The organism is Streptomyces antnestii, assembly GCF_004005495.1.
Lineage (GTDB): Bacteria > Actinomycetota > Actinomycetes > Streptomycetales > Streptomycetaceae > Streptomyces > Streptomyces antnestii.
This window is the reverse complement of the sequence record NZ_RZYA01000023.1, coordinates 128,717-147,579: the sequence shown is the minus strand read 5'-3', so window position 1 is coordinate 147,579 and position 18,863 is coordinate 128,717. Positions and strand designations below refer to the sequence as shown.

Sequence of the window (18,863 nt, the reverse complement as noted above, 5' to 3'; positions counted from 1 at the left end):
CCCTCGTACCACCAGGAGGTGTAGACGACACCGTCGTTCCCGGTCAGGAACAGGTCGATGCTGCTGGGCGACTTGGCGATCGCCGTCACCGGGGCTCCGGCGGGGAAGAACCCGCCGATGGGGCGCCAGTTCCCGGTGACGGCCGCCCAGTCGATCCCCGCGTACCACCAGGTGGTGTACACGATGCCGTCGTCGCCGACGACGAACAGATCGAGGTTTCCGCCGGATCGGCTTGTTACCGCAGGACTGTGATTCGTGTGCACGACAGCACACCTCCGAGCGCGTCCGGGCGGCGGCGTGCTGTCGTCCGGCATCGCTGTGGTGGAATCAGTCTTTTTTCCAGGCCACCACACAAGGCGGGGCGATGCATCTCGATCTCGGTTTCGAGGACGGCGAGTCGAGCCTGTTCGGGCGTCGGCTCCCGCAGCGAGCCGGCGGACGCCGGTGTCCCCATGTCCGCCTCACCTCGCAGCCTGGTCCTGACGTCACCTCAGGACCTCGGCCATCGGGCCTCGTCGCCCCTCAGCCCGCCGAGGTCCTGGGCTACGCTCCCCACGCCGTGGTTCCACCGCAACAGCGGCTGGTGCCCCTGGCGGCCTCAGGCCACGCCCTTGCCCGCGTCGCGAGCCGGCACCAGGCCGGCCTCGTCACCCCCGTGACCTCGACCGAGGCCGTACGACACGCACAGGACGCACAGCGCACCGCCCCCGTCTACCGGCCCGACTCCGTACCGAACGCCCCGGACGTGTCCTGGTCCCTGATCTCCAGCTGGAGGGGCGACGCGCCTCAGCCCGAGTCATGCGGCCAGACCTGCCCTGGTGCACCGCGGTGACCAGGCTGCGATCGTGTTGACCAGCCGCCAGCACACGCCTCCGGAGGGAGCCGCTCATGAGCACGCCGCGTGACCTGTTGATCGTCGCCTGGGATTTCGAGTCCAATGGCCAGGTGAGGCAGGGCGACCTGTCGCTCGCTCTCGCGGGCGCCGAGCTGATCGACCTGCTCAGCGCCCGGACCATCGCGCTGGACGGCGATCGCGTCGTGCCGGGCCCCTCCCCCGCACCGGATGACCCTCTGCTGCAGGCCGCCGCCTCGTCGCTGGTCCGAAAGGAGCCGTACGAGTCGGTCGACGACTGGCTGTGGCGTCGAGGCCGCGACCTGACCTCGGCCTATGTCGCCGCATTGGAGGCGGAGGCGGAGCCCACGCAGCCGAAGCGTTCCAGGAGGCCCTTCCGGGCGGGCGGCGTACGGGTGTCCGCCGATTCGCCCGACCGCCGTCGCGCCGCCGACCGCTGGGCGTGGCACGAACCCGTTCTGGCCGCCCTGGCCGCCGCCGTCGGAATCCATGACGAGTCAGCTGTCGACAGCTCGAACGTGCCGGACGACGTGACGGCGGTCCTGGCGGCGGTCGGCAACGCGGAGATGGAACTGGAAGCCGTACGGCAGCGTCGCACCATCGAAGACGCGGCGTTCGACAACATCTGGCGAGGCTAGTGCCGGAGCGGGGGCCGGGCCCTGACTCTCGTGATCGCTTGACCGTGATCGCTTGACAAGGAAGTCAAGCAGTCGCTTGAGTTCTATCGTGAGGCCAGAGAAGACAGACCTTCGCCGCGAGGCCGGTCAGCGAACGCGCGATGTTCTGTTGTCGGCTGCTCTCGAGCTGCTCTCACAACGGGGACAGGAAGGGGTGACCCTCCGCGAGATCACCCAGAAAGCCGGAGCCAACGTCGCCGCGGTGAGTTACCACTTCGGATCACTGAAGGCTCTGTGCGACGTGGCGATCGAGCACGCCCTGGAGCGATACCTGGACGCACAGATCCGGGAAGTCGACGCCCTGACGGAAAGCGCGACCCTGAGCGAGTTGGCCGAGGCGTTCGCGCGGCCGATGGTGAGCGCGCTCGCGGCCGGGGGGCAGGAACTGGCCGTGATGCGGACCGTGGCCAGGGTGGGGATCGATCCGCCCGAAGGATGGGAAAGGCTGACCGGGAAGTTCGAGCAGGCCCGGCAGCAGGCAGTGCGCGTACTGGCGGCGAACGTTCCCGAGGCCGACGAGCAGGAGCTCGTGTTCCGTGTCCGCTGTGCGGCCGGAATGCTGAACTGGCTCGCACTGGCGCCCATCGGGGCCGAGCTGGCCACCGAGCCCGCCGAGCAGGTGGCGCGGATGCTCATCCCCGTGGTGGCCGGGGCGTTCCGGGGAGCCGCCCGGTAAGCGCTGTAGATAGCGCTGCAGATTGCGCCGTACATAGCGCCGCATATCACCGGGTGGGCCTCACCCAGTCGGCCGTCCGCCTGTTTACGAACCCACGCGCCTGTACGCCCGCGCACCCCCGTACGCCCGCGCCGATGAATTCAATCGTTTGCTTGACAAGGTGGCCGACCTCTCCACACAATTAAATCAATGGTTTGAATGGATTCTCTCGCGCAGGAGGACACCATGAGCACCGACGCGGAGACCGTGGTCAGGGCGGCATACCGAGCGGCCGAGGGCAGCGTCCTGGACGTGCAAGGCTTCGTGGACCTGTTCGCCGAGGACGGCGTCTTCAACAACGTCGTCGCCGGCGAGACCTACCGTGGTGAGCACCTTGGCGACCAGGTCGTCTTCATGGGAGCGCTCGCCCCCGACGTGCACCGCGAGCTGCACCGGTTCCACGTCACGGGTAACGTCGTTTCCGTCGAGCTGACGATCCAGGGCACCTTCACCGGGGCGTTCGAGACGCCCGCCGGCACCGTCCGGCCGACCGGCGCCGCACTCGACATCCCCACGGCCGACTTCTGGTACGTCGAGAACGGCAAGATCAAGACGTTCAACTGCTACGTCGGCCTCAGCGTCATGCTCGCCCAGCTCGGCGTACAGCCCGATTTCGCCTCCGCCGTCACGGCGCCGGCCGCCGTGCCGAGCTGACCGAACCGCTCCGGGCACCCCCCGCCCGCAGCCGAACGGCACCACGAACAGGCAGGCCAACCATGCCCACCATCGGCATCATCCTCGGCAGCACCCGCCCCAACCGCGTCGGAGACCAGGTGGCACGCTGGGTCCTCGACCACGCCTCGCGGCGGACCGACGCCCGCTTCGAGCTGCTCGATCTGCGCGACCATCCCCTCCCCCACCTCGACGAGCCGATGCCGCCCTCCCTCGGCCAGTACCAGAACGAGCACACCCGGCGCTGGGCGGAGACCATCGCCGCGTACGACGGCTTCGTCATCGTCACCCCCGAGTACAACCACGGCATCCCCGGCGTACTGAAGAACGCCCTGGACTTCGTCTACGCCGAGTGGAACAACAAGGCCCTCGGCCTGGTCTCCTACGGCGGCGCGGGCGGCATACGCTCCGCCGAACAACTGCGGCTGGTCGCCGCCGAGCTCCAGATGGCCGACGTACGCCAGCAGGTCACGCTCTCCCTCTTCACCGACTTCAAGGACTTCAAGGACTTCCAGCCCGGCGACCACCACCTCCGATCGCTGAACGCCATGCTCGACCAGGTCATCGCCTGGGCCTCCGCCCTCGCCCCACTACGGACAGCGCCGGTCGCCACGGCCTGACCCCGTCGCCCGCGCGGACCGGTGGACCCCGCCGCAGCGACCGACCGGCACACGAACGGACTGACCATGACCAGATCCCCCGCTGATCTGATGCGGTCAACCTGCTCGAGGTGTTCGACGAACCCGACCCGGGTCGTCGGGACACGGTCATCGCCGAGCACTACGGCGAAGACGTGGTGTGGCACGAGCCGGACCGCGTCAACCATGGGCGCACTGAACTCGCGCGCCGCGCCGCAGAGTTGCGTGCCGAGAACCCGGACTGGGTGTACCGCCCCGCAGGCCCCGCGTCGGGGCTCGACGACATCGGCCATCTCGGTTTCCAGTACGGCCCGCCCGACGGTCGACCACCGATGGTCAGCGGCATGGACATCGCCCGAACCAGGCACGGCGTCATCATCGAGCTCTACACGATCATCACGGAGATCCACCAGCCGTCCTGAGGAGCACAAGCCTCGGGAATCGGGAAGAAGAGGCGCCTGTCGTGGCTCTCAGCCCGAAGGTTCCGCCAGGGCCTTGAACGCCGGGCGCAGCAGGGCGGCGATGCGGTCGGGCGGGGCGCCGTGGAGCGCGGTCAGGCCGAGGAACTGGTGGCCGATCGTGACCCCCAGCAAGGTGGTGACGAACAGTGCGGCCCGCAGCTCCGGGTACTCCGTCGCGGGCGACAAGGCGGCGCTGACGCCGTCGATCTGCCGGTCGAGGGCGTCGCGAACGTACTCGGCTGCCGCCGGGTCGGTGAGCATGGAGCGCAGCATCGCCACCGCGCCCTCGGGGAGGCCGCCGAGCTTGAAGTCGAGCGTGGCGAGCAGCTGCTCGACGAGCGCGTCGGAGTCAGGGGTTTCCGGCAGCACGGAGAACGCCTGTACGGCCCGTGAGAAAAGCTCGCGCTTCGAGCCGAAGTACTGCATGACCAGGGCCGGATCGACGCTCGCCGCGGTCGCCACGGCGCGGATCGTGGTGCGGTCGAACCCCTTCTCGGCGAACAACTCCCGGGCGCTGTCGAGGATGCGCGCCTCGGTCGCTCGGCGGCGGTCGGCGCGGGACTGGCGAGGAGTGGACACCGGTTCACTCTACAGCCGTTGACCGAACCTCCGGCCGGGCCCTACGGTAGGCGAGACAGGTGAGTCAACAAGTGTTGAGCGAATGGATGCCTCAGTGCCCCACGTGGATACACCTTCCGTTCGCACCCCTCGCGAGGTGCTGAACCGCTACTACCAGGCCATGCTCGACAAGTCCCCGGACGCTCTCGCCGACCTCTATGCCGTGGACGGGATGCACGAGTTCCCGTTCACCTCGCCCGGTTTCCCTCCCCTCTACGAGGGGCGCGAGGCGGTGCGCGCGGGATACCGGGCGGCGTGGGGCGCAAGCCCCGTACAGGTGGTGGAGGTCAGGCAGGTCTCGGCCTACGAGACCGCCGATCCGGGAGTGATCGTCGCTGAACATGTCGTCGTGGGAACGCTGCCGGCCAAGCGAACCGACTTCACCGTCCCCGGACTTCTGATCCTCCACGTCCGCGACGGCCTGATCACGCGGGCCCGCGACTACATGGACAGCGCGGCAGTCGCCGACGCCAGAGGGTGATCAGAGGGCGACCAGACATCAACTGCTCCTCGGCTCAGGTACGGAAGCCGACGTGTACGTGGTCGTGGTGCGTCGCGTCGCTGAAGAACTGGCCCACCGCTCCGCCCTGGAGTCGGACCGGGCCGCCGACGTTGTAGGAACCGGCCGCCGCCGCGTCCCGCATGAAGCGCTCGATGAGGGTGCGTGGTGTCGCCGGGTCGACGACCGGCCGGCCGTCGATCTGCCATACGTCGAACGCCCGGCCCCGGGGATGGTCGCTGGGGCGGTTGGTCCCGAAGACGTCGAGGGGGTGGCCCGAGCGGACCACGCTCACTCCCAGCCGGTACGTCCCGGCCAGCGTGAGCATCGCCTTCGCCACACTGGTGTGGACGTTGCCGCTCCGCAGGTCCGCCTCGGCCGCGGGCGGCAGCACGATGCGGGAGTCGGCCAGTGCCGCCCGAATGTCCGACGCCAGTGACGCGGCACCCGGTCCCGGGGCGGCGGGGTGCAGGGCCGTGACCGTCCAGCCGTGCGCGGACCGGACGAGCCGTACGTCGACCGTCGTGCCGCCCGCGGTCAACTTGCCGCTGTTCAGGGTCCATTGACGGCACACCACCAGCACGCTCGCCGAACTGGACAGGATGCCGCCGTACTGGGCGTCGATCACCTGCAGTGCCGCCTCCTGCGCAGATGGCCGCAGCGGTCCCGCCTCGTCGACCAGGGCGGCGGGCAGGCCGAGCGCCGTCACCCTGGACCTGGCGGCCGCCGCCCCGCCCTGGCCGCGCGACCAGGCGCCGATCGCCTCCACCAGTTCGACGGCGCGCAGCTTCGCCGCCGGGTCGACCTCGGCGGAGGTCGGGCGCCACGGCGTGGTGCGGGGCAGGGTGGCGGACGGTGTCGGGGACGGGGTGCCCGCGGCTCCCTGGGTGGGGCGGGCGGCCGGGCTCGTGGTGCCGGATGGGTGCGCGGACCGAGGGGCGGAGCTGGAGCAGCCCGCCGCGCCGAGCAGCGCGCCGGCCACGCCCGACAGAACGGCCCGACGACCCATCGGGGGAAGCGAGAACGCGGAGGTCTGACTCATAGCGGGAAGTATCCGCCTGAAACGCCGTTGTTCAGCTGTACGCGCCGCAAGCCGCCGACCTGCCGACCCGCCAGGATGCCGCCTTGCCGCTCACCGTACGCGCGACACGGGCCCTCCCTCGCGGCCTGCGCGAGGGAGGGCCCGGTCACATGAAGGCCAGATGGGTCAGATGTGTCAGATGACGCCCTGGGCCAGCATCGCGTCGGCCACGCGCTCGAAACCGGCGATGTTCGCGCCGGTCACGTAGTCGCCGGGGGCACCGTAGCGTTCGGCGGTCTCGTGGCAGGTGTCGTGGATGTCGGTCATGATCCGCGCGAGCTCGTCCTCGACCCGCTCGGCGGTCCAGGAGGTGCGAGCGTGGTTCTGCGCCATCTCAAGGGCGCTGACCGCGACGCCGCCCGCGTTGGCCGCCTTGCCGGGGCCGAAGGCGACGCCCGCCCGCTGGAACAGGTGGACGGCCTCGGGGGTCGTCGGCATGTTGGCGCCCTCGGAGACGGCCTTCACGCCGTTGCGGATCAGGGCCGCGGCGTCCTTCTCGTCGAGCTCGTTCTGGGTGGCGGACGGCAGCGCGATGTCGGCCGGCACCTCCCAGACACGGCCGCCCGGCACGAAGCGCGCCGAGCCGCCGCGGCGCTCCGCGTACGCGTCGACGCGGCCGCGCTCGACCTCCTTGATCTGCTTGAGCAGTTCCAGGTCGATTCCCTTCTCGTCGACGACGTAGCCCGACGAGTCCGAGCAGGTCACGGCGTTGGCGCCGAGGGCGGTCAGCTTCTCGATGGTGTAGATCGCGACGTTGCCGGAGCCGGATACGACGGCCGTCTGTCCCTCCAGGTCCTCGCCGCGCTCGCGCAGCATGGCGCCCGCGAACAGCACGTTGCCGTAGCCGGTCGCCTCGGGGCGGATGAGCGAGCCGCCCCAGCCGCTGCCCTTGCCGGTGAGGACGCCGGCCTCCCAGCGGTTGGTGATGCGGCGGTACTGGCCGAACAGGTAGCCGATCTCGCGGCCGCCGACGCCGATGTCGCCGGCGGGCACGTCGGTGTGCTCACCGATGTGCCGGTACAGCTCGGTCATGAAGGACTGGCAGAACCGCATGACCTCGGCGTCGCTGCGCCCGTGCGGGTCGAAGTCGCTGCCGCCCTTGCCGCCGCCGATGCCGAGGCCGGTCAGCGCGTTCTTGAAGATCTGCTCGAAGCCCAGGAACTTGATGACGCCCAGGTTCACCGAGGGATGGAAGCGCAGGCCGCCCTTGTACGGGCCGAGCGCGCTGTTGAACTCCACGCGGAAACCGCGGTTGACGCGCACGCGGCCCTGGTCGTCCTGCCACGGCACCCGGAAGATGACCTGCCGCTCGGGCTCGCACAGGCGCTCCACAAGTCCCGCCCGCGCGTACTCGGGGCGGGCCGCGAGCACCGGCGCGAGGGTCTCCAGGACCTCGTGGGCGGCCTGGTGGAACTCGGGCTGCGCGGGGTTGCGGTGTTCGATCTCCCTGAGAAGGTCGTCGAGGAGGGACTGCGTCTCGGATCGAGTCGTCACAGAAGGCCTTTCTGGCGCGGCTGTCACCGGATCCGCGACGGGTGCGGCTCGCTCGGGTCCGGTCCACTGGTGGGTGCTACGGCGCCGTTGCCGCACACGGGACACGCTAAGTGTTACGCGCATGTAAACCTGTGACCAGAGTGCGAGGCCCTGACTGCTCACGATGTGAGACCCTCGGCGGCCGGCCGTTCTGCCGCCGCGGTACTAGTGAGCGCCCTCGTAGTGAGCGCCCTCGTCGGTGACCGTCACGTCCTGGATGTTGCGCTCGATGGCGGCGGCGGGGAGACCGGTCCTGCGCGCCCAGTGGTAGATCGCGAGCGAGAGTGCGGTGACGGCCACGACGTCCCACCCCATCGGAATGTGGTTCCGCGCTCCGTCACCGAAGCCTCCCTGCCAGGAGAGCACTCCCATACCGAGCAGGTAGGCGGGCAGCCACTGCGCCGCCTTCCAGTTCAGCCGGGAGGCGTCCGGGCGCCGGGTGATGTGGGTGTACGCCACGTAGCCGCCCATGAGCAGGTACCCGAGGACGATGGCCAGGCCGAGGCGCCACAGCGTGTCCCAGCCGGCCCAGTAGATGATCAGGTTGGCGACCGCGAAGGACAGAGGCGCGAGGACACCGCCCGCGGGGAGGCGGTAGGGGCGGACGTGGTCGGGCAGCCGGTCGCGCAGGACCCCGTAGGCGAGCGGAGTGCCCGCGTACATCAGGATGCTGGCGGAGGTGATGAAGCTGACCAGCTGCTGCCAGCTCGGGAAGGGCAGGAAACAGATCACGCCGGTGAGGAAGGTGATCAGCAGACCGAACCACGGCACGCCTCGGCGGTCGGTCTTCTCGAACAGCTTGGGCGCGCAACCGTTCTTGCTCAGCCCGTAGGAGATGCGGGACGTGGCGGTGGTGTAGATGAGACCGGTGCCGCCCGGGGAGACGATGGCGTCGAAGTAGAGGACCCAGGCCAGCCAGCCGAGGCCGAGGAGAGTGGCGAGGCCGGCCAGCGGTCCGCTGATCCCTGGGAAGTCCAGATGCGCCCAGCCGCCGGCGAAGGACGAACCCGGCAGAGCGCCGATGAAGACGACCTGGAGCAGCAGGTAGATGACCGCGCCGATGGCCACGGATCCGATCGTCGCGCGCGGGATGTCCCGACGGGGGTTGCGGCTCTCGCCGGCGAGCTGGATGGCCTGTTCGAAGCCGAGGAGCGCGAAGATGATGCCGCTGGTGCTGATCGCTTCGAGGACGCCCTTGGCCCCGAACGGGGCGAAGCCGTGCGACGTGAAGTTTCCGGCGTCGAAGTGCGTGGCCGCCAGGACGAGGATCGTCAGCAGCGGAACGGCGACCTTCCACCAGGTGGCCGTGCTGTTGGTGTGCGCGAGCAGGCGGATGCCGAGGAAGTTCACGGCGACGAACACGGCCATGAGAACGACCGCTACGACCAGGCCGCTCGCCGTCAGCGTCTCGTCGTCGCGAAGGAGCCCCTGAGCCCACTGCCAGTGGCCCGCGTAACCGATGACGGCCTCGACCTCGATGGGAGCCGTGGTCGCCGACGCGAGCCAGGTGAACCAGCCGAAGGAGATGCCCGCCAGGCCGCCGAAGGTGTAGTGCGGGTAGCGTGCCACGCCGCCCGCCACCGGGAACATTCCCCCGAGCTCCGCGTGGACCAGGGCGAGCAGCACGATGGCCACCGTGCCGATACCCCAGGCGATCACGGCTGCGGGACCGGCCAGCACCACGGCGTTCTTCGCGCCGTACAGCCAGCCGGAACCGATGATCGACCCCACGGACGCCCAGAGCAGGGCGACCGGACCGACGCTGCGTCTGAGTGAGCCGCCGGGCGCCCGGGACACGGTCTCTCTGTTGTCGACCAGGGACATGAAACCTCGCTAGGAGTAGGGCGGGGTACGGGGGTACGCGGAATGCGCCGAGTGCCGCGAAGAGGCGGAGAGGCGGAGACAAGGCGAAGGCAAGGCATGCCGAGTGGCGGCACGGGCTAGGTGCGTGTCGCGCCCGTGCCGCTCGTGTCGTGGCTCAGCGTTCGAGAAGTGCCATCGCGGCGTTGTGGCCGGGGATGCCGCTGACTCCGCCGCCGCGCGTGGCCCCCGCCCCGCACAGCAGGACGTTCGGGTGCGCGGTCTCGACGCCCCAGCGTCCGCTCGCCTCTTCGCCGTACGGGAAGGACAGGTCGCGGTGGAAGATGTGGCCGGACGGCAGCCCCAGGGACGCCTCGAGGTCCTGCGGGGTCTTCGCCTCGATGCAGGGGCGGCCGTCGGCGTCGACGGCCAGGCAGTCCGCGATCGGCTCGTCGAGGCAGGCGTCCAGCGAGGCCACCGTGGCGCGCAGGGCCTCCTCGCGCGCCCTGTCCGCGTCGCCGGCGAACAGCCGGGCCGGCATGTGCAGTCCGAACAGCGTGAGGGTGTGGTAGCCGCGGTCCACCAGTTCCGGTCCGAGGATCGACGGATCGGTGAGCGAGTGGCAGTAGATCTCGGACGGCGGCAGGCTCGGGATCCGGCCCGCCGCGGCCTCGCGGTAGGCGCTTTCGAGCTGGCTGTACGACTCGGCGATGTGGAAGGTGCCGGCGAAGGCGTCCCGGGGGTCCACGTTCCGGTCGCGCAGGCGCGGCAGGCGGCGCAGCAGCATGTTCACCTTCAACTGCGCGCCCTCGGGGGCGGGTTGAGCCGGATCCGCCTCCTCGCCGAGCAGGCGGGCGAGCGTGGTGGGCGCCACGTTGCCCAGGACCGTACCCGCGGCCACCCTCCCCTCGCTCTCGCCCGACCGGTACCGCACCTCCGCGTCGGCGCCGTCGGTGTCGATGCCCACGACGTCGTGGCTGACGAGGATCTCGGCGCCCGCCGCACGTGCCGCGTCCGTGAGCGCGCCGGTGAGGGCGCCCATCCCGCCCACCGGGACGTTCCAGTCCCCCGTGCCGTTGCCGATCACGTGGTAGAGGAAGCAGCGGTTCTGTAGCAGCGACTCGTCATGGGCGTGCGTGAAGGTGCCGATCAGGGCGTCGGTCAGGACGACACCCCGCACCAGGTCGTTCGAGAACCTTGCCTCGATCGTCTCGCCCAGCGGGCGCTCGAACAGCGCCTCCCATGCCTCTTTGTCGTCGACGAGGCGTTCCAGTTCGGTGCGGCTGGGCAGCGGCCCGGTCAGGGTGGGGAAGACCCGTTGCGCCATGCGCCCGGTCATCCCGTAGAACTGCTGCCAGGCCTCGAAGTCCCGGTCGGATCCGGTGAGTTGACGGAAGGACTCACGGGTTCGGCTCTCGTCGTCCTCGACCAGGAGCCCGCTCGGCCGGCCGTCCACGACGGTGGGCGTGTACGAGGCGATGCGGCGCTGCCGTGTCCGGAACCGCAGCCCGAGGTCATCGACGATCTTGTTCGGGAGAAGGCTGACCAGGTACGAGTAGCGGGACAGGCGCGCGTCCAGGCCGCTGAAGGCCTGGGCCGAGACCGCGGCGCCTCCGGTGTGGTCCTGGCGTTCCAGGACGAGGACGCTGCGGCCCGCGCGCGCCAGATACGCGGCGGCCACCAGACCGTTGTGCCCGGCACCGACGATCACGGCGTCGTAGGAGGAGCGCGCGGGGGAAGAGGGGGAAAGGGAGTGCACTGGGGTCTCCAGAGGGTGGAGTACGGCGACATGGGCTGCGGGGGCACTCGTTCCCCGGCAAACGCTTCCCGGTGCGGACGTGGACAGGCGGGAAAATCATCCTGCCGGCAGGCACCGTCGGGGAAGGTTTCGCCAGGAAACGAGCAGAACTACAGCCCGGTCTGCCAGTGCGGTTCGGGGATGACGGGGCACAGGACCGCATACATGCGTACCAGCACCGATCCGGGTGCTGTCGCCGCGTCGCAGGTCCGTCGCTTGGTCACCCGGATTTTCTAACACGGTGACCAGTGCCGATCAATACTCCCGTCACGACCGGGTTCTGAGTCCCACGTCGCTGTCACGAGCACGTCGTCCCGCGTGCGGGGAGCTTCCCGGCGATGAGGTAGGTGTCGACTGCCCTGCGCGCGCAGTGGTTCTGTGGATACGTCCCGTGGCCTTCGGCCCGTACGGTCAGCAGGACGCCGACCTTGTCTCCCAGCTCGCTCACCATGTGCCCGGCGCCCGCGTACGGCGTCGTCGGATCGCTGGTGCCGGCGACGACCAGGATCGGAGCGGCGCCGTGCGCGCTGACGTCGGGGGTGGCGCGCTCGCCGTGGAACGGCCAGTCGTAGCAGAGGTAGACACCGTAGGACCAGGCCTTCCCGAAGACGGGTGAGGCGGCCTCGGTGTCCTTGATCCATCGTTCGGACCGGGTGAAGCCGGGGCGCAGGTCGGAGTCGGCGCAGGTGATCGCGACGAAGGCGGAGGTGCCGTTGCCGCCTGTGGGTTCGCCGTGGGTTCCCGTGCCGCTCAGGGACCGGGCGCCGGGGGCGTGGTCGTACGCCTTCTCCATCAGCTGGTTTCCGGTGCCCTCGTCCATGACCTCGCGGAGCGCCTTCACCAGGGGGCCCCAGCCTTCCTTGCCCCGGTCAAGGTAGTTCGAGATGGCGTGGGCGGCGCGGTCGCCGTCGAGCTTGCCGTGGCCGCCGGTGGTGGCGGGGGTCTTGTCGAGTTTGCCCAGCAGATCGACGACGCGTGGGGTGGCTCGGTCGGGGTCGCTGCCGGTGGGGCAGTCGTCGTAGGTGGCCGCGCAGTGGCGCGCGAAGCGGTCGAAGGCGGACTGGACGGCCCTGACCTGGCTGATGTTCTGCCGCAGAAGGTTCTGGGTCGGGTCGACGGGGGCTTCGAGGACGAGTCTGCCGACGTTCTCGGGGAACAGGTGAGCGTAGGTGCCGCCCAGTTCGGTGCCGTAGGAGACACCGAAGTAGTTCAGCTTCTGGTCGCCGAGGAGGTAGCGCATCAGGTCCAGGTCGCGTGCCGTCCGCGTGGTGCCGACGTACGGCAGGAACCGCCCCGAGCGCTTCTTGCAGACGTCGCCGCCCTCGTACGCCTTCTGCCCGCAGTCGATGGGAATGGTTCCGCCGACTCCTCGCGGATCGAAGCCGACCAGGTCGTAGCGCTGCCCCAGCGAGGTGTAGTCGCGCGCGAACTCGGGGAGCCCCGTCACTCCGGACACTCCCGGGCCGCCGAAGTCGAAGAGGAGGGAGCCGATGCGGTTCCGCTCCGGTCCGGTGGCTCTCTTGCGGATCAGGGCCACGTCGATCGCGGCGCGGCCCGGTTCCCGGTAGTCCAGCGGCGCCTTCATCGTGGCGCATTCCCAGCCGCCGCCCGGAGCGTGACCGCTGCCCTGGGCTCCTGAAGGGGCCGGGCAGACCGACCAGTTGAGCCGCTGGCCGGCGGTGAGGGCCGCGGGCAGTCCCGGTGGCGGGTTCGTCGCCTTGGCCGTCGTACGGGGACGCGGGTCCGGGCCCCGGTCCGTGCGGGCATCGCATCCGGTCCCTGCCGCCACCACGACGACGGCGGCGAGCAGCCCCGCGGCGGCGCGGCGGCGCGCGGCGGCAGACACCACACTCCACCGCACGAGCCGGGCCGCACACCCCGGCACCCACGCCAGCACGCCCATCGGCGAACTCCCCTGCTTCCCCGCGCACATGAACGCCGCGATCCTCTCAGACCCCGGTCCTGTCGTGTCACGTACAGTGCGGACGCCAGCAGTTGGCGGACCATCACGTGCAGGGAGACCCCGTACCCGGCGGAGGCGCTCCGCCGGGCCCTCGGGGTGGACGGGTCCCGTCTCCGCCGAGGGGACCCGTCCGACCGCTGACGTCAGTCGCCCGCGGGTATGAGCGGCAGGTCCAGACGGCCCGCGAGGTCGTCGACGGTGGGGCCGAAGGTCTCCCGGACCACGACGCCCCGCGGGGTGATGTCGAAGACGGCGAGGTCGGTGTAGACCCGGTCGACGCAGGCCAGACCGGTCAGCGGGTAGGTGCACTCCGATACGAGCTTGGGCGCGCCGGTCTTGGTGAACAGCGTCATCATCACGAAGACCTTCTTGGCCCCGATCGCCAGGTCCATGGCTCCGCCGACGGCGGGGATCGCGTCCGGTGCGCCGGTGTGCCAGTTGGCGAGGTCGCCGCTCGCGGAGACCTGGAACGCGCCCAGGACGCAGATGTCCAGGTGGCCGCCGCGCATCATGGCGAAGGAGTCGGCGTGGTGGAAGTACGCCGCTCCGGGCAGCTCGGTCACGGGGATCTTGCCGGCGTTGGTGAGATCGGGGTCGATCGCGTCGCCCTGGGCGGCCGGGCCCATGTTGAGCATGCCGTTCTCGGTGTGGAGCACCACGCCCGCGTCGGCCGGCAGATGGTCGGCGACGAGTGTCGGCTGGCCGATGCCGAGGTTGACGAAGGCGCCGTGAGGGATGTCCCGGGCGATGCGGGCGGCGATGTCGTGCTTGCCCAGGGCGGTCTGCCCGGCGGGTCGGTCGGGGGTCATGCGCTTGCCTCCTGCACCACACGGTCGACGTAGATGCTCGGTGTCACCACGGACTCCGGGTCGAGCGCTCCGGTGTCGACGACTTCGCGGACCTGCGCGATCACGGTGGTCGCGGCCGTAGCCATGACGGGTCCGAAGTTCCGGGCCGTCTTGCGGTAGACGAGGTTGCCCATGCGGTCGGCCCGGTGGGCGCCGATCAGCGCGACATCGCCCTTGATCGGGTACTCCAGCACGTGGGTGCGGCCGTCGATGACGCGGATCTCCTTGCCCTCGGCCAGCAGGGTCCCGGCTCCGGTGGGGCAGAAGAACGCCCCTATGCCGGCGCCGGCCGCCCGCATCCGCTCGGCGAGACTGCCCTGCGGTACGACTTCGAGCTCGATCTTCCCGGCCCGGTACAGCTCGTCGAAGACGTACGAGTCGCTCTGCCGCGGGAAGGAGCAGACCACCTTGCGGACGCGTCCCTTCGCGAGCAGCGCGGCGAGGCCGGTGTCGCCGTTGCCGGCGTTGTTGGACACGACGGTCAGGTCCGTGGCGCCCTGGCGGATGAGCGCGTCGATCAGCTCGACGGGCATGCCGGCCATGCCGAACCCGCCGATGAGCACGGTGGACCCGTCCTGGACACCGGCGACGGCCTCGTCGGCGTCAGCACAGAGTTGGACTGCCATCAGTGTGTCTCCCTCACGTTCTCCAGGACCACGGCGAGTGCCTGGCCGACGCCGATACAGATCGCGGCGACGCCCCAGCGTTCGCCGGACTCCGTCAGCCGGTGGGCCAGGGTGGCGAGGAGCCGGCCGCCGGAGGCGCCCAGCGGGTGGCCGAGCGCGATGGCGCCGCCCTTGGTGTTGACGATCGACGGGTCGATCTTCCATGCGTCGACACAGGCCAGCGACTGGACGGCGAAAGCCTCGTTGAGTTCGACCGCGGACACGTCGGCCCAGGTGATGCCCGCGCTCTTCAGGGCCCGGTTCGCCGCCTCCACGGGGGCGAAGCCGAACATCTGCGGATCCAGCGCGAACACCCCGCGCCCGGCGACACGGGCCAGCGGGTCAGCGCCGATGCGGGCCGCGGCGGCCGACGATCCGAGGAGCACGGCCGAGGCGCCGTCGCTCAGCGGTGAGGCGTTGCCGGCCGTGATCACACCGTCGGGCCGGAAGGACGGCTTGAGCGCACCGAGCTTGTCGACGGTGGAGCCCGGCCGGATGCCCTCGTCCCGGGTGAGCGTGTTCCCCTTGGCGTCGACCTCGACCGGCACCACCAGGTCGTCGTAGAAACCGGCCGTCCACGCCGCGTCGGCCAACTGGTGGGAGCGGACGGAGAACTCGTCCTGCCGCTCCCTCGGGACGGCGAACCGGTCGGCCAACTGCTCGTTGGCCTCCCCCAGCGAGACCGTCCACTCCTTCGGCATCCGTTCGTTGACGAGCCGCCACCCGAGGGTGGTGGAGACCGCGGTCATGTTCCCCGCGGGGTAAGCCCGGTCAGGCTTGGGCAGCACCCACGGCGCCCGGCTCATCGACTCGACACCGCCGGTGAGCACGATGTCCGCGTCACCGGTCTCGATGGCCCGGGAGGCGATGATCGCGGCGTCCAGGGACGAGCCGCACAGCCGGTTCACCGTCGTGGCGGGGACCGAGGTGGGCAGTCCGGCCAGGAGAACGGCCATCCGCCCGACGTTGCGGTTGTCCTCGCCCGCGCCGTTGGCGTTGCCCCAGACGACGTCCTCGATCTCGCCCGGCTCGAGCCCCGGCACCTTGGCCAGGACACCGCGCACGGCGAGCGCCGCGAGGTCGTCCGGCCGTACGCCGGCGAGGGAGCCGGAGAACTTGCCGAAAGGCGTTCTTGCTGCTGCGTACACGTAACTGTCGGTCACGCATCTCACGGTAGTCCCGCGAGCTTCATCAGGTCCAAGACTTAGTTCTTGTCCATTGATAAGGCACCATTATAAGTACAGCCAATGGGAGGCATGTCCGTGGAGCTCCGCCAGATCCGTTACTTCCTCGCCCTCGCGGAAGAGTGCCACTTCGGGCGCGCGGCGGCCCGTCTGCACGTCGCCCAGCCCGCTCTGTCCCAGCAGATCAAGCAGCTGGAGCGCGAGCTGGGGATCTCCCTGTTCCACCGGTCGACCCGGCACGTCGAACTCACCGAAGCGGGGCGGGACCTGACCGGGTACGCCCGCACGTTGCTCGCCGAGGCCGAGCGCGCCCGGGTCCGCATGGCGGAACTCGCCACGGGCCACGCGGGCCGTGTCTCCGTCGGCTTCATCGGCACCGCGACCTATGACGTGCTGCCGCGCGTCGCCCGCACCGTGCAGGCCCGGCTCCCCCACGTCACCCTGGAGCTGCGCGGCGAGCTGCTCAGTCCGCAGCTCGCGGACGGGCTGCTAGACGGCACGTACGACCTGGCGGTCCTGCGCTCCGCTGCCGCCGCCGAGGAGCTGACCAGCACGCCGCTGCGCACCGAGCCCCTGATGGCGGTGCTGCCGGCCCATCACCCGCTGGCCGCCGGCCCACGGATCTCACTCGGATCGCTGGCGGGCGAACCTTTCGTCATCCATCCCGCGCAGGCCCGGTCCGCCATGTACGACCGTGTCCTGTCCGCCTGCCGCCGGGCCGGCTTCCAGCCCCCGTCCCTCGTCGAGGTCGGCGAGACCGCCACCCTCGTCGTCCTCGTGGCGGCCGGCCATGGCGTCGCACTCGTCCCGGAGTCGGTACGGAGCCTGCGGCTCGACGGCGTCACGTACGTACCGCTCACCGACCCGGACACCATCGACCTCGTCCTGGCCCGCCGGACCCACGGCAACTCACCCTCGGTACAACAGGTGGCGTCGATCATCGAGGAGTGCGCGCACGCCTGACGATCGTCTTGACCTCAAGCGCGGTTGGGGTCGAATGATCGAGCCATGAACGAGACGCGTGGTACGACGCATCCCCGGGACCACTTCGAGATCAGCACCCTCGTCAGCGGCTTCTTCCGCACCATGGACGAGCGGCGGTTCGACGAGGGGTGGGCGGGGGCCTACTTCACCGACGATCTACGGACGACGACTCCGCTCGGCATCGCCGAGGGCGCCGACGCGGTGCGCCACATCGAGGAGGCCACCGGCCGGTTCGCCGCCACCCTGCACATCTCTTCCGACCTCCTCGTCCGGGCCGAACCGGGCGCGCGGACGGCCAGTGCCTCCTGGAACGCCCACATGACCCACGTGCATCTGGACTCCACGCTTCAAGCACGGGGGGAGAACGCCAACCCTTTGTTCACGGTGGGCGGCGTCTACGAGGCGAAGCTCCGACGCACCGCAAGCGGCTGGCGCTTCAGCCACATGTCCGTGCGCGCGGTGTGGACCACGGGCGAGCCGCCCGTCCTGCCGGCGGAGACCGCCACCCGCGTCGCGAAACTGACCGGCGCCCAGGCAGGGCGCTGAGGCCGGCGCCCTCCGCGGTGCCGTCCCGGCGCGCTCACCGGCACTCATGACCGTGTGGCCGTCCCGCACTCCGCGTCGCGGGCCTCCCGCATCCGCTTCGCCATCGTGGTGCTCCGGTCGTACGGGTCGACCTCGGGGCCTTCTCCCCGGTCCGAGGCCGCGCGCTCCGCGTCGAACTCGGGAGTCAGGTAGCCGGTGACAGGGCCGCAACCGCCGTTGGTGGTGTCCGACTTGTAGGAGACGAGGGAGAACGTACCCGGCTCGATATCGATCTTCGCCGGGTCGTCCCAGCTCATCACGACCTCACGGCGCACGATGGTGCGCGCGACCTCTTCGCTTCCCGCCTCGGCGCGGACGACCCGATACACGTAGGTGACATCGGTGGTCACCTCGACCGCACCGCGCTCGCCTTCCTGGTATGTGATCCGTCCTCGTGTCTTCACCACGTCCCCGACAAGCCGGACCTTCGTCGTGTCGAACCGGCTGAACAACAGTCGAGGATCGGCCTCCTCGCTGGGCGCGCGGAACGCGGTTGCCAGGTAGTCCTGGACATCCTCCTGCTGAGGATTGACCGCCTCGATCGCCTTGCCCGGCCGCTCCCCGCGCAGCACACCAGGCTCCAGGCTGGACGCGGCGAGGAAGTCCCGGCTCTTCACGAGCGCCTGGGCGACCTCGCTCTTACTCATCCAGCCGGTCGCCCGCGCCTCGGGCAGGCTGATCCCGGCCGCCCCATCGGCCCACCGCACCGCCGGTGACCCCCTGAACGGATGCGCCAGGGTGGGAGGCATGGATGCCCCTTCCTCGGACGGGGGCTGAGCCGGGCGTTTCGTCTCCGCGGCGAGCGGCGCACTCTCGTCGCCTCCGCCCCAGCCTCCGCCCCCGAACCAGTCGGCCACCCGACCCGGCTCCAGCGCGACGACCAGCAGGGCGGCCGCGACCAGCAGACCGACCGCGTACCAGACCTTGCCCTTTCGCCGCCGGGCCGGTTGATGACTTCGCCATGGCTCGGATCGGCCGCCCTCCTCCCGCAGCCGCCGCGTCACCATCCGGGCCCGCGCCGACGGCTCCTTGGGCGCTCCCTGAGTCCCGGCCTCGGCCTCACGAAGGAATCGCTCCCACTCCGCGTCCGGTATGGACTCCTCGCCCTTGCCCACCACGTATCCACCCTTCCTGGCACACCCGGCCCCTCTCCCCCCGGGGCCGATCTTCTTGCGTGCATGATCACACAGCACCGTTCGGCCCCGAGAACGCCATCGCGACCCCGACCGGCGTGAACTGGCATGAGAATCCGGTGGGTTCGGTGCCGTGCGTGCGGTTCTTGACCCTCA

The 18,863-nt window shown here is 70.2% G+C and carries 18 protein-coding genes and 1 pseudogene; 8 read left to right on the top strand and 11 right to left on the bottom strand.

The genetic code is table 11. The annotated features are described in order from the left end of the window. Window positions 1-263: pseudogene (locus tag EOT10_RS34230) on the bottom strand (hypothetical protein); the annotation flags it as partial. A gap of 625 nt (window positions 264-888) precedes the next feature. Here EOT10_RS34230 and EOT10_RS34225 point away from each other — a divergent pair. From EOT10_RS34225 to EOT10_RS34205, 5 genes are all read left to right on the top strand, one after another. Continuing rightward, on the top strand, window positions 889-1,491 hold the full coding sequence (locus tag EOT10_RS34225; protein ID WP_127832262.1) for a GOLPH3/VPS74 family protein: 603 nt from the start codon (window positions 889-891) through the stop codon (window positions 1,489-1,491). Between the two features lie 88 nt (window positions 1,492-1,579). Beyond that, window positions 1,580-2,206 (top strand): TetR/AcrR family transcriptional regulator, encoded by a 627-nt coding sequence (locus EOT10_RS34220; RefSeq protein WP_223281362.1) that lies wholly within the window; start codon window positions 1,580-1,582, stop codon window positions 2,204-2,206. A gap of 225 nt (window positions 2,207-2,431) precedes the next feature. Continuing rightward, complete coding sequence (locus EOT10_RS34215; RefSeq protein ID WP_189492407.1) at window positions 2,432-2,899, top strand: nuclear transport factor 2 family protein; 468 nt, start codon at window positions 2,432-2,434, stop codon at window positions 2,897-2,899. A gap of 62 nt (window positions 2,900-2,961) precedes the next feature. Beyond that, complete coding sequence (locus tag EOT10_RS34210) at window positions 2,962-3,537, top strand: NADPH-dependent FMN reductase (protein WP_127832261.1); 576 nt, start codon at window positions 2,962-2,964, stop codon at window positions 3,535-3,537. A gap of 110 nt (window positions 3,538-3,647) precedes the next feature. After that, a complete protein-coding gene (locus EOT10_RS34205) occupies window positions 3,648-3,977 on the top strand; it encodes a nuclear transport factor 2 family protein (RefSeq protein ID WP_189492404.1) in 330 nt (109 codons plus the stop codon). A 48-nt stretch (window positions 3,978-4,025) separates the two neighbouring features. On the opposite strand, the gene EOT10_RS34200 is transcribed toward EOT10_RS34205, so the two are convergent. Then, window positions 4,026-4,595, bottom strand: a complete 570-nt coding sequence (locus EOT10_RS34200; protein ID WP_127832259.1) for a TetR/AcrR family transcriptional regulator — start codon at window positions 4,593-4,595, stop codon at window positions 4,026-4,028. Between the two features lie 103 nt (window positions 4,596-4,698). Between EOT10_RS34200 and EOT10_RS34195 the strand changes: the two genes are divergently transcribed. Continuing rightward, window positions 4,699-5,115: a nuclear transport factor 2 family protein gene (locus tag EOT10_RS34195; RefSeq protein ID WP_223281361.1), complete on the top strand. Its 417-nt coding sequence runs from the start codon at window positions 4,699-4,701 to the stop codon at window positions 5,113-5,115. Between the two features lie 34 nt (window positions 5,116-5,149). Here EOT10_RS34195 and EOT10_RS34190 read toward each other — a convergent pair whose 3' ends face one another. The 8 genes from EOT10_RS34190 to EOT10_RS34155 all read right to left on the bottom strand — a co-directional run bounded on the left by EOT10_RS34190 (window position 5,150) and on the right by EOT10_RS34155 (window position 15,984). Further along, window positions 5,150-6,175, bottom strand: coding sequence for a hypothetical protein (locus EOT10_RS34190; protein ID WP_223281360.1), 1,026 nt, complete (start codon window positions 6,173-6,175; stop codon window positions 5,150-5,152). 174 nt (window positions 6,176-6,349) lie between these two features. Beyond that, window positions 6,350-7,708, bottom strand: coding sequence for an NADP-specific glutamate dehydrogenase (gene gdhA, locus EOT10_RS34185; protein WP_189492401.1), 1,359 nt, complete (start codon window positions 7,706-7,708; stop codon window positions 6,350-6,352). A 204-nt stretch (window positions 7,709-7,912) separates the two neighbouring features. Next, entirely contained in the window at window positions 7,913-9,571 is a 1,659-nt protein-coding gene (locus EOT10_RS34180; protein WP_127832257.1) for an APC family permease, read from the bottom strand. Between the two features lie 154 nt (window positions 9,572-9,725). Further along, a complete protein-coding gene (locus EOT10_RS34175) occupies window positions 9,726-11,306 on the bottom strand; it encodes a phytoene desaturase family protein (RefSeq protein WP_127832256.1) in 1,581 nt (526 codons plus the stop codon). A gap of 337 nt (window positions 11,307-11,643) precedes the next feature. Further along, window positions 11,644-13,248, bottom strand: a complete 1,605-nt coding sequence (locus EOT10_RS34170) for an alpha/beta hydrolase (protein WP_127832255.1) — start codon at window positions 13,246-13,248, stop codon at window positions 11,644-11,646. Window positions 13,249-13,451: 203 nt separating this feature from the next. Next, window positions 13,452-14,117 carry a 3-oxoacid CoA-transferase subunit B gene (locus tag EOT10_RS34165; RefSeq protein ID WP_127832254.1) on the bottom strand — a complete coding sequence of 222 codons (666 nt, stop codon included), beginning with the start codon at window positions 14,115-14,117 and terminating at the stop codon, window positions 13,452-13,454. Beyond that, complete coding sequence (locus EOT10_RS34160) at window positions 14,114-14,782, bottom strand: 3-oxoacid CoA-transferase subunit A (RefSeq protein WP_127832253.1); 669 nt, start codon at window positions 14,780-14,782, stop codon at window positions 14,114-14,116. Before EOT10_RS34160 ends, EOT10_RS34165 begins: the two co-directional genes overlap by 4 nt. Further along, window positions 14,782-15,984 carry a thiolase family protein gene (locus tag EOT10_RS34155; RefSeq protein ID WP_127832252.1) on the bottom strand — a complete coding sequence of 401 codons (1,203 nt, stop codon included), beginning with the start codon at window positions 15,982-15,984 and terminating at the stop codon, window positions 14,782-14,784. The genes EOT10_RS34160 and EOT10_RS34155 overlap by 1 nt, the downstream gene beginning before the upstream one ends. A gap of 93 nt (window positions 15,985-16,077) precedes the next feature. Here EOT10_RS34155 and EOT10_RS34150 point away from each other — a divergent pair, with 93 nt between their 5' ends. Together EOT10_RS34150 and EOT10_RS34145 are read left to right on the top strand one after the other, a co-directional pair. Then, window positions 16,078-16,968 (top strand): LysR family transcriptional regulator, encoded by an 891-nt coding sequence (locus tag EOT10_RS34150; protein WP_223281359.1) that lies wholly within the window; start codon window positions 16,078-16,080, stop codon window positions 16,966-16,968. Window positions 16,969-17,013: 45 nt separating this feature from the next. Then, window positions 17,014-17,535, top strand: a complete 522-nt coding sequence (locus EOT10_RS34145) for a nuclear transport factor 2 family protein (RefSeq protein WP_127832251.1) — start codon at window positions 17,014-17,016, stop codon at window positions 17,533-17,535. A gap of 44 nt (window positions 17,536-17,579) precedes the next feature. Here EOT10_RS34145 and EOT10_RS34140 read toward each other — a convergent pair whose 3' ends face one another. Then, a complete protein-coding gene (locus EOT10_RS34140; protein WP_127832273.1) occupies window positions 17,580-18,689 on the bottom strand; it encodes a hypothetical protein in 1,110 nt (369 codons plus the stop codon). Window positions 18,690-18,863 lie beyond the last annotated feature (174 nt).